This window comes from Brevundimonas sp. Root1423 (assembly GCF_001426805.1).
Genome location: NZ_LMFL01000001.1, coordinates 441774 through 451307, shown reverse-complemented (window position 1 = coordinate 451307; position 9534 = coordinate 441774). Strand labels below are relative to the sequence as shown.

Here is a 9534-nt window from a genome sequence, read left to right as displayed (position 1 = left end):
CAGGCCAACCGCTTCAACCACGAGCCGCGCCGGCACCGGAAGCTGCTGCTGCACCGCAAGCAGATCGACAAGCTGATCGGCGCCGTCCAGCGCGACGGCCAGACCATCATCCCGGTCAAGCTGTACCTGAACGAGGCGGGCAAGGCGAAGATCGAGATCGCCCTGGCCAAGGGCAAGAAGCTGCACGACAAGCGCGAGGCCACGGCCCAGCGCGACTGGCAGCGCGACAAGGCCCGGCTGATGAAGGACCGGGGCTAGCTCAGACGATGGGCGCGGGCGCGTCCATCACCGGCTGGGCGTCCAGCACCCCCGGCGTCGAGGCCGTCATATAGGCGTCGATCCCGCCGGGGCCGACCGACGGCTGACTATATTGCTGGATCATCAGCCCCATCGCCGCGAGCAGGGCCGCCATCAGCAGGGCCCACATCGCCGTCTTACGTTCCTGGGGCGTGAACGCCCCGTTCGACCTACGCATCACAGCCTCCAAAGCTGTTCGATCAACGCAAGCTACGCGGCACTGTTCCTGGAGATTGAGGCTACACCCGACAGTCGATGATTCGCGTTACCCGGACGCCACAGTCCCTGCAGCAGAGCAAGGTTCGATCAGGCTTCGATGAGCTCGCGCGCGCGCCGGAACACCGCCTCGAACATCGCCGGCGTCAGCCGCCCTGTGTTCGTGTTCAGCCGGGAGCAGTGGTAGCTGTTCAGGATCACATAGCCGCCCAAGTCCGCCTCAACGCCGTGCCCGGGCGGCGCCGCCGTTCCCTTCAGGCCCATCGCCTTAAGCACATTGCGGCGCGATACGTCGCCGAGCGTGACGATGACCTTGAGCCGGGGCAGGGCGGCCAGACGCGCGGTCAGGAAGGGGCGGCAGGTCGCCTCCTCCACGGGCAGGGGCTTGTTGCCGGGCGGAGCGCAGCGCACCGCATTGGTGACCATGCAGTCGACCAGCTGCAGCGTGTCGTCGGGCCGGGCCTCGTACACGCCGGTGGCGAAACCGGTCCTGATCAGCGTCTCATAAAGGATCCAGCCCGCGCCATCCCCGGTGAACGGCCGGCCTGTCCGGTTCGCTCCGGTGCGCCCCGGAGCCAGCCCGGCTACCAGCAGACGCGCATTCGGGTCGCCGAACGACGGCGCGGGTCCGTTGAACCAGTCGGGGTTCTGGCGCTGGTTCTCGCGCCGGTATTCGACCAGTCGCGGGCACAGGGGACAGTCGCGGGGCGGCTCGGGGTTCAGGCTCATTCGCGGTGATCCGTCTCGAACACCCGGCTGGTCGGCTGCGACGCCGCCGTGCGCGGCCGGCCGATCTCGGGCAGCAGCTCCTGCAACTCCACGAAGGCGTCCGCCTGTCGCCTCAGCTCGTCGGCGATCTGCGGCGGCTGGCTCTTCGTCGTCGAGACCACGGTGACCCGCACCCCCTTCGCCTGCACCGCCTGCACCAGCCGACGGAAGTCACCGTCGCCCGAGAACAGCACCGCATGGTCGATGTGCGGCGCGAACTCCAGCATGTCGACGGCGATCTCGATGTCCATATTCCCCTTGGTCCGGGTGTGGCCCTGTGCGTCCGTGAACCGCTTCACCGGCTTGGTCACCACGGTGAAACCGTTGTAGTCCAGCCAGTCCACGAGCGGCTTGATGGGCGAGAACTCTTCGCCCTCGATCACCGCCGTGTAATAGTAGGCCCGAACCAGAACGGCCTGGCTGCGATACATCTCGACCAGCTTCCTGAAATCGAGATCGGCGTTCAGCGCCTTGGCCGCGGAATAAAGATTGGCACCGTCGATAAACAGGGCGATGCGCTCGGTCGGATAAGGCGTCATGGAAAAGGACTCCGGCGAAATAGACGTCCACGCCTCCGTCGAAATAGACGGCGCGCCTGATCTGGACTCGGCTGTCATCGTCGCCCTCGGCTGCAATGACAAGGGGGCCTGGACCGACTGCCGCGAGGCGCTGGAGGCCGCCCTGGCCCGGTTCCGGTCCGAGGGGATCGACATCGTCGCCCGCTCGTCATGGTGGACCTCGGCGGCCTGGCCCGACCCGGCCGATCCGCCCTTCCTCAACGGCGTGGTCATCGTCCGCACCGAGCACGAGCCCCACGAACTCATGGCGGCGCTTGGGCGGATCGAGGAGGCGTTCGGTCGGCAGCGGGGCGCCGTCAATGCCCCGAGGACGCTCGATCTTGACCTGATCGCCTATGGCCGTTTGACGGGCGAACTTTCAGGCCTGATCCTTCCCCATCCACGCGCGCACGCCCGGCGTTTCGTAATGGGCCCATTGGCGGAGATCGCGCCGACCTGGCGGCACCCGATCACCCAGCAAACCGCGACACACAGCGCTATCCGTGCCGGGATTGGCGTTGACGCCAATCCCGTCGCAAGTGGAAGAGCATAGATGTTTGCAATACTCGCCGGCCTTACGCTGATCGCGGCTCAAAACGCACCGGAGGCCACGCCGCGCGACTGGCTGGACAAGGATCCTTTGGTAAAATTTGCGCCCGACAGTCGGATGGAAACACCGACTCCCATGGGTTCATGGACTGGCCGGGCGTTCATGACCATCACCTGCGTTGTCGGTGAGTCCGGCGCGCTCGACGACTGCAGGATGCTTCGGGAGACGCCGACCGGCCGGATCAACGCCCGCACGGCAATCCGGGCGTTTCGGCATGCGCGTCTCGACCTGAGCGACCCCGCGGGACCGCGCCCGGGCGATACGGTCACGACCGAGCTGATTTTGAACCGGGCGTGGCTCCGGCGCTGACGCCTCATTCTCGCCCATGCGGCGTTGCACAATTGAGGCTGACCCTATAGTTTGTGCGGTTCTCCCCCCGCGCCCGAGGATATTCATGGCTCGCGTCACTGTCGAAGACTGCATCGAGAAGGTGCCGAACCGGTTCGGCCTGGTTCTGCTCGCGGGCAACCGCGCCCGGNCGCCCGAGGATATTCATGGCTCGCGTCACTGTCGAAGACTGCATCGAGAAGGTGCCGAACCGGTTCGGCCTGGTTCTGCTCGCGGGCAACCGCGCCCGGGCCATCGCCAACGGGGCGCCCCTGACTCTCGACCGCGACAACGACAAGAACCCGGTCGTGGCCCTGCGCGAACTGGCCGACTCGACCGTCGTGCCGGACGAGCTGCGCGAGACCGTCATCGTTGCGCTGCAACGCGTTGACGAGCGCACCGAAGCCGAGGACGAGGCTGAAATCGTCGGCCTGCTGGCTGAACCCCAGCACATGAACATGGCCGAGGCCGAGCTGATCCGTGCGCTGCAAAGCGACCGCGACGGTGGCCAGGAGGAGCGGTACTGNGCGCGGATCTACCTGGCGGCAAGGGCCGGCGAGGCGCCGGTCGACCTGGGCACGGGCTCGGGCCGGATGCTGACCCTGCTGGGCAAGTCGGCGAAGATGTCGGTCGGGCTTGAAATCGTCGGCCTGCTGGCTGAACCCCAGCACATGAACATGGCCGAGGCCGAGCTGATCCGTGCGCTGCAAAGCGACCGCGACGGTGGCCAGGAGGAGCGGTACTGACGGCGGAACCCGCCAACGGTATCACCATCCTGCCGGCGCGGCAGCCCGCGCCGACGCCCGAACCCGCCAATATCAATGATCCCGGCGGTCCGCGTCCTCACGTGGACCCGACGGATCACCCGCGTTCCAAGGTCCTGCGCCAGTTCGAACTGGTCGAGGCCGTCCGCGCCTATGATCCGACCGCGGACGAGGCGCTGCTGAACCGCGCCTATGTCTATGCGATGAAGATGCACGGCTCGCAGCTGCGGGCCTCGGGCGATCCGTATTTCGCCCATCCGATCCAGGTCGCCGGCATCCTGACCGACTATCGGCTGGACACCGCCACCATCGTCACCGCCCTGCTGCACGACGTGGTCGAGGACACCTCGGCCACCCGCGACGACATCGCCGAACGCTTCGGCGAGGAGGTGGCCTCCCTGGTCGAGGGCGTGACCAAGCTGTCGCGACTGGAGCTTCAGGCCGAACATACGCGGCAGGCCGAGAACCTGCGGAAATTCATTCTCGCCATCTCCAAGGACGTCCGCGTCCTGCTGGTGAAGCTGGCCGATCGTCTGCACAACATGCGGACGCTGAAGCACGTCAAACCCGAGAAGCGCGAGCGCATCAGCCGCGAGACGCTGGAAGTCTACGCCCCGCTAGGTCGTTCGATCGGCATCCATTCGATCGCCTCCGAGCTGGAAGAGCTGGCCTTCGAACATCTGAACCCGACCGCCCGCACCGCCATCGAGCGCCGGCTGGAGGCGCTGAAGCTGGAGCACGGTCGCGCCATCGACGGCGTGTCGCGCGAGGTCGAGCGGGTGCTGTCGGAAGCGGGCGTTAAGGCCCAGGTCTTCGGCCGCCAGAAGACGCCCTATTCGATCTGGCGCAAACTGCAGCGCAAGTCGGTCGGCTTCTCATCCCTGTCGGACATCTACGGCTTCCGCGTGCTGGTCGAGGCCGAGGACGACTGCTACCGCGCCCTGGGCGTCATTCACCGCGCCTGGCCCGTGGTGCCCGAGCGGTTCAAGGATTTCATCTCGACGCCAAAGTCGAACAATTACCGTTCCTTGCACACGACTGTGGTCGGTCCGTCCGGCCTGCGCATCGAAATGCAGATCCGCACCGAGGCCATGGACCGCGTAGCCGAGGACGGAGTGGCGGCGCACTGGGCCTACAAGAACAAGTCCTACGGCTTCGACCAGGAGGCCATGGAGAAGGACGGCGGTCGCGACCCGCTTCAGAACCTGCGCCATCTGGTTCAGGTGATCGAGCACGGCGAGGGCGGCGAGGACTGGGTCGAGCACGCCAAGCTGGAGATGTACCTTGAGCAGGTCTTCGTCTTCACGCCCAAGGGCTCGCTGATCACCTTGCCGCGCGGCGGCATGCCGCTGGACTTCGCCTACGCCGTCCACACCGAGGTCGGCGACACGGCCGTGGGCGCCAAGATCAACGGCGAACTGAAGCCGATGCGAACGCAGCTGCAGAACGGCGATGTGATCGAGATCGTGCGCGGCTCCAAGCGCGAAATTCCCGTCGACTGGCGCTCGCTCACCGTCACCGGCCGCGCCCGCTCGGCCATCCGCCGGCATATCCGCACGTCCGAGCGGGGCGAGTTCCAGAAACTGGGCCGCGCCACCCTCGAACAGACCCTGTCGCGCGCCGGCAAGGCGCTGGCCGAGGTTTCGCTGAAGGCGATGCTGGAAACCCTGTCGGTCGCATCGGAAGAGGACCTGTTCGAGGCCATCGGCCGCGGCCGTCTGTCGGCCGCCAAGGTCGGCGAGACCCTCTTCCCCGCGCTCAAGGGGCGACTGAAGGCGGGGCCCGACCGCAAACGCATCGGCGACGAACAGGCGCGTCTCTTCGTGCGCGGCGGCGGCCTGACCCCGGGCGTCAGCGTCCATTTCGGTCACTGCTGCTCGCCCGTGCCCGGCGACCGCATCGTCGGAATCCTTGAGCCCGAGGCCGGCCTTACCGTCCACACCATCGACTGCCAGAAGCTGGCTGACTTCTCGGACGACGATTCTGTCTGGCAGGACCTGCAATGGACTCCGCAGGCCGAGCAGGGGGCCGTCGCCTCCGCCCGTATCCGCGCCACGATCAAGAACGCGCCCGGCGTCCTCGGCCAGGTCGCCACCATCATCGGCGAGGCCGGCGGCAACATCCTGAACCTGGTCATGAGCCACCGGCAGCAGGATTTCTTCGATGTCGACATCGACATGGAGGTCGAGGACGCCAAACACGCCACCGCCATCATGGCGGCCCTGCGGACCAATCCTTCGGTGGATACGGTCGAACGGGCGCGGGGCTAGGGCCTTGCGGCTACGGTGGCGCTCGTTATGACAGCCGCCATGACCTCAGACGACGTACTCGACGAATTCCGCGGCGCCGGCGCCCTGCGCGAAGGCCATTTCGTGCTGTCCTCGGGACTGCACAGCCCTGTCTTCCTGCAGAAGAACCTTGTCTTCATGGACGCCGAACGCTGCGCCCGACTGTGCAAGGCGCTGGCGGAGAAGATCACGGCGGCGGTCGGCCCCGTTGATGTTGCGATCTCGCCCGCCGTCGGCGGCATCATCCCCGGCTATGAGACCGCCCGCTGGCTCAAGGTCCCGTCGATGTATGTCGAGCGCGAGGGTGGCGAGTTCAAACTGCGCCGCGGCTTCCATGTCGAGCCCGGCCAGAAGGTCGTCATGGTCGAGGACATCGTCACCACGGGCCTGAGCTCCCGCGAATGCATCGCGGCGATCAAGGCGGCCGGCGGAGACGTCGTCGCGGCGGCCTGTATCGTCGATCGCTCGGGCGGTCGCGCTGACGTCGGCGTGCCGCTGGTCGCCCTGGCCACGCTGGACGTGCCCGCCTATCCGGCCGACGCCCTGCCGCCCGAACTCGCCGCCCTGCCGGTTGAGGATCCCGGCAGCCGCCGGCTCACGAAGTAGGGGCGGACGATGGCGCATCCCGTCAGGCTGGGCGTCAATATCGACCACGTCGCTACCGTGCGGAACGCCCGCGGCGGCGTCCATCCCGATCCTGTGCGCGCCGCCCGCGAGGCCCTGGCCGCCGGCGCTGACGGCATTACGGCCCATCTGCGCGAGGATCGTCGGCACATCACCGACGCCGACATCGCCGCCCTCAGCGACCTGTGCGCCAGCGCGGGGCGGCCGTTGAACCTCGAAATGGCCGTCACACAGGAGATGCTGGCCATCGCCCTGCGCCACCGCCCCCACGCGGCCTGTCTGGTGCCGGAACGCCGCGAGGAGGTGACCACCGAGGGCGGTCTGGCCGTCGCCGGGCATGAAGCCCGCATCCAGCCCGTCGTGAAGGCCCTGGTCGACGCCGGCATCCGCGTGTCCCTGTTCATCGAACCCGGGCTGGAACAGGTCGAGGCCGCCCACGCCGTCGGCGCCCAGGTGGTCGAGTTCCATACCGGCCGCTACTGCCACCTGTCCGGGGACGACCGCGCCGTGGAGTTCGAACGGCTCCAGACCGCGGCCACGCGGGCCTTTGATCTTGGCCTCGAGGTCCATGCGGGCCACGGACTCGACTACGTCACCGCCGCCGACATGCTGGCCATCTCCGAGATCCGCGAGCTGAACATCGGCCACTTCCTGATCGGGGAGGCCGTCTTCGTGGGACTGACCCCGGCCATCCACCGCATGCGCGCCGCCATGGACGCTGCGACGTGATCGTCGGCGTCGGCGCGGACCTGTGCGACATCCGCCGCATCCAGCGCTCGCTCGACCGCTTCGGCGACCGGTTCAAACAGCGCTGCTTCACCGAGCTTGAGCAGGCCCGGTCCGACCGCAAGCCCGATGCGGCCTGGAGCTACGCCAAGCGGTTCGCGGCCAAGGAGGCCTGCGCCAAGGCCCTGGGCACCGGCATGCGGGCCGATGTCTACTGGCGCGACATGGGGGTGGTGAACCAGCGCTCGGGCCAGCCGACCCTGGCCCTGACCGGCCACGCCGCCGAACACCTGGCGAGGCTGACACCGCCCGGTCATGAACCGCGGATACATCTGACGCTCAGCGACGAGCACCCGTACGCACTCGCCTTCGTGGTGATCGAAGCCTTGCCGATGGCTTAATCACGTTATACCGATTTCGCCGCAAAGACCGCGGAACAGCGGCTGGGGAACAAACCGAGATGAGCGACGAGCACAAGCCGCACGACGACCACGGCCATGCGGGTCACGACGATCACGCTCCCGCCGCGCCGGATGCACACGGGCATGACGCGCATGGGCACGACGATCACGCCGCCCATCCGGTCGCTGATGCTCACGGGCATGGCCCTGACGACCATGCAGCGGCTGCAGACCATGGCCACGACGACCACGCGCACGCGGCGCATGGTCACGACGACCACGCGCACGGCCACGATGCGCATGCTCATGACGACCACGCCCACGGTCACAACGACCATGTCCATGACAGCCATGCCGCGCCTGTCGCCGCAGCAGCCGCCGGCGCGACCGTAGCCGCCGCGGCCGCCCACAAGCCGGTCTGGAGCAACGCGGGCGATGCGCCGTTCGAGGACGTCGACTCGACGCCGGTCTACGCCCGCGGCAAGGGCGGCAAGAAGAAGTCGGGCGGCTCCAGCGGCGAGAGCTTCGAGTTCATCAAGACGATCTTCTTCGCCCTGCTGATCGCCTTCGTCCTGCGCGTGGTCCTGTTCCAGCCGTTCACGATCCCGTCGGCCTCGATGGAGCCGAACCTTTACGAGGGCGACTACATCGTCGTGTCCAAGTGGAGCTACGGCTATTCAAAACACTCGATCCCGTTCAGCCCGCCGATCTTCGACGGCCGGATCATGGCCCAGGCCCCGAAACGCGGCGACGTCGTCGTGTTCAAACTGCCGCGCGACAACAAGACCGACTACATCAAACGCCTGATCGGCCTTCCGGGCGACCGGATCCAGATGATCAACAACGTGCTGCAGATCAACGGCCAGCCCGTGCGCGACGTCGTGGTCAGCGGCGCCGACGTGACCAACATGTACGGCATGCCCATCGTGCGGATGCGCGAGACCCTGCCCGAGGGCAAGACGATCACCATCCAGGACTTCGGCCCCGGCAATGATCTGGACGACACCCCCGTGTTCGAGGTTCCTGCCGGCCACTACTTCATGATGGGCGACAACCGCGACAACTCGATCGATAGCCGCGTCGAGCAGTCTCAGGGCGTCGGCCTCGTTCCGGCGGAAAACCTGATCGGCAAGGCCGAGATCATCCTGTTCTCCTGGTCGCCCGGCGCCTCGCTGTGGAATCCGGTCAGCTGGTTCCAGAAGATCCGTCCGAGCCGGTTCTTCACCGTTCTCGACTGATGGCGGACCGACGGGCTGAGGCTGTTCGGGCGCTTGTGCGCCGCCTCGGCCATGACTTCCGGGAGCCGGCCCTGCTGGATCTCGCCCTGACTCACGCCAGCGTGGGGGAGGGGGCCGAGCGCGACGCCCGCGGCCGCCTGTTCGCCGACAACCAGCGGCTCGAGTTCCTGGGCGACCGGGTGCTGGGCCTGCTGGTCGCCGACCACCTCATGCGGAACTACCCCGACGCCAACGAGGGCGACATGTCCTCGCGCCTGCACGCCCTTGTCGACAAGGCCGCCTGCGCCCGCGTGGCTGAGGCCATCGGGGTCGGCGACGCCATGCGTCTGTCGCCCGGCGAGGCAAAACAGGGCGGCCGCCGCCGCGAGGGTGTTCTGGGGGACGCGATGGAGGCCATCCTGGCCGCCGCCTGGTTCGACGGCGGCATCGAGGCGGCCCGCGCGGTGTTCGACAGGACGTGGGCGGATGAACTGGCGGCCCCGCCGCGCAAATCCCTGACCAATCCGAAATCAGCCCTTCAGGAGTGGGCGCTGGCCCACGCAAAGCCTTTGCCCGTCTACCGTATCGTCGAACGCAAGGGCTCGGATCACGCCCCGATATTCACCGTCGAGGTAAGCGTGGCCGGTTATCCGCCCTTGACCGCGCAGGGCCGTTCGCGTCAGGACGCGGAGAAAGCGGCCGCTGTCGGCCTGCTGCAGCGTGAAGGCGTGATTTGACC

At 67.3% G+C, this 9534-nt stretch carries 11 protein-coding genes and 4 pseudogenes; 12 read left to right on the top strand and 3 right to left on the bottom strand.

All coding sequences use genetic code 11. The features are described from left to right. Window positions 1-258: SsrA-binding protein (gene smpB / locus ASD25_RS02415; RefSeq protein WP_200943503.1), on the top strand; the 258-nt coding region annotated here is incomplete at its 5' end. A gap of 1 nt (window position 259) precedes the next feature. Here the strand turns inward: smpB and ASD25_RS30110 are convergent. The 3 genes from ASD25_RS30110 to ASD25_RS02405 form a co-directional block, all read right to left on the bottom strand. Further along, window positions 260-475: a hypothetical protein gene (locus ASD25_RS30110; RefSeq protein WP_156389164.1), complete on the bottom strand. Its 216-nt coding sequence runs from the start codon at window positions 473-475 to the stop codon at window positions 260-262. Window positions 476-603: 128 nt separating this feature from the next. Further along, window positions 604-1242 (bottom strand): uracil-DNA glycosylase, encoded by a 639-nt coding sequence (locus ASD25_RS02410; protein WP_056614750.1) that lies wholly within the window; start codon window positions 1240-1242, stop codon window positions 604-606. Beyond that, window positions 1239-1820, bottom strand: a complete 582-nt coding sequence (locus ASD25_RS02405) for an NYN domain-containing protein (protein WP_056614747.1) — start codon at window positions 1818-1820, stop codon at window positions 1239-1241. The genes ASD25_RS02410 and ASD25_RS02405 overlap by 4 nt, the downstream gene beginning before the upstream one ends. Here ASD25_RS02405 and folK point away from each other — a divergent pair. The 11 genes and pseudogenes from folK (at window position 1819) to rnc (ending at window position 9532) form a co-directional block, all read left to right on the top strand. After that, window positions 1819-2391, top strand: coding sequence for a 2-amino-4-hydroxy-6-hydroxymethyldihydropteridine diphosphokinase (folK, locus tag ASD25_RS02400; RefSeq protein ID WP_056614743.1), 573 nt, complete (start codon window positions 1819-1821; stop codon window positions 2389-2391). The genes ASD25_RS02405 and folK overlap by 2 nt on opposite strands. Further along, window positions 2392-2757, top strand: a complete 366-nt coding sequence (locus ASD25_RS02395) for a hypothetical protein (RefSeq protein ID WP_056614740.1) — start codon at window positions 2392-2394, stop codon at window positions 2755-2757. A 16-nt stretch (window positions 2758-2773) separates the two neighbouring features. Then, window positions 2774-2926 (top strand): annotated as a pseudogene (rpoZ, locus tag ASD25_RS33035) (DNA-directed RNA polymerase subunit omega); the annotation flags it as partial. 16 nt (window positions 2927-2942) lie between these two features. Continuing rightward, window positions 2943-3301, top strand: a pseudogene (gene rpoZ / locus ASD25_RS02390) (DNA-directed RNA polymerase subunit omega); the annotation flags it as partial. Window position 3302: 1 nt separating this feature from the next. Beyond that, window positions 3303-3521: pseudogene (locus ASD25_RS31540) on the top strand (hypothetical protein); the annotation flags it as partial. Between the two features lie 101 nt (window positions 3522-3622). After that, entirely contained in the window at window positions 3623-5809 is a 2187-nt protein-coding gene (locus ASD25_RS02385; RefSeq protein WP_056614736.1) for a bifunctional (p)ppGpp synthetase/guanosine-3',5'-bis(diphosphate) 3'-pyrophosphohydrolase, read from the top strand. Window positions 5810-5848: 39 nt separating this feature from the next. Next, on the top strand, window positions 5849-6433 hold the full coding sequence (gene pyrE / locus ASD25_RS02380) for an orotate phosphoribosyltransferase (protein WP_056614733.1): 585 nt from the start codon (window positions 5849-5851) through the stop codon (window positions 6431-6433). Window positions 6434-6442: 9 nt separating this feature from the next. After that, on the top strand, window positions 6443-7180 hold the full coding sequence (locus ASD25_RS02375) for a pyridoxine 5'-phosphate synthase (protein ID WP_056614730.1): 738 nt from the start codon (window positions 6443-6445) through the stop codon (window positions 7178-7180). Next, the gene (acpS, locus tag ASD25_RS02370) at window positions 7177-7578 is read left to right on the top strand and encodes a holo-ACP synthase (RefSeq protein WP_056614728.1); all 402 of its coding nucleotides are present in this window, start codon (window positions 7177-7179) and stop codon (window positions 7576-7578) included. Before ASD25_RS02375 ends, acpS begins: the two co-directional genes overlap by 4 nt. 506 nt (window positions 7579-8084) lie before the next feature. Beyond that, a pseudogene (lepB, locus tag ASD25_RS32785) lies at window positions 8085-8816 on the top strand (signal peptidase I); the annotation flags it as partial. Then, window positions 8816-9532: a ribonuclease III gene (rnc, locus tag ASD25_RS02360; protein WP_056614725.1), complete on the top strand. Its 717-nt coding sequence runs from the start codon at window positions 8816-8818 to the stop codon at window positions 9530-9532. The pseudogene lepB and the gene rnc, both read left to right, overlap by 1 nt. The last annotated feature ends 2 nt before the right edge of the window (window positions 9533-9534 follow it).

Excerpts from the sequence above, each read along its gene's own strand:
- ASD25_RS02375 (WP_056614730.1), top strand. The coding sequence starts at position 6,443 with ATGGCGCATCCCGTCAGGCTGGGCGTCAATATCGACCACGTCGCTACC.
- ASD25_RS02410 (WP_056614750.1), bottom strand. The coding sequence starts at position 1,242 with ATGAGCCTGAACCCCGAGCCGCCCCGCGACTGTCCCCTGTGCCCGCGA.
- rnc (WP_056614725.1), top strand. The coding sequence starts at position 8,816 with ATGGCGGACCGACGGGCTGAGGCTGTTCGGGCGCTTGTGCGCCGCCTC.
- ASD25_RS30110 (WP_156389164.1), bottom strand. The coding sequence starts at position 475 with ATGCGTAGGTCGAACGGGGCGTTCACGCCCCAGGAACGTAAGACGGCG.
- ASD25_RS02395 (WP_056614740.1), top strand. The coding sequence starts at position 2,392 with ATGTTTGCAATACTCGCCGGCCTTACGCTGATCGCGGCTCAAAACGCA.
- ASD25_RS02405 (WP_056614747.1), bottom strand. The coding sequence starts at position 1,820 with ATGACGCCTTATCCGACCGAGCGCATCGCCCTGTTTATCGACGGTGCC.
- pyrE (WP_056614733.1), top strand. The coding sequence starts at position 5,849 with ATGACCTCAGACGACGTACTCGACGAATTCCGCGGCGCCGGCGCCCTG.
- folK (WP_056614743.1), top strand. The coding sequence starts at position 1,819 with ATGGAAAAGGACTCCGGCGAAATAGACGTCCACGCCTCCGTCGAAATA.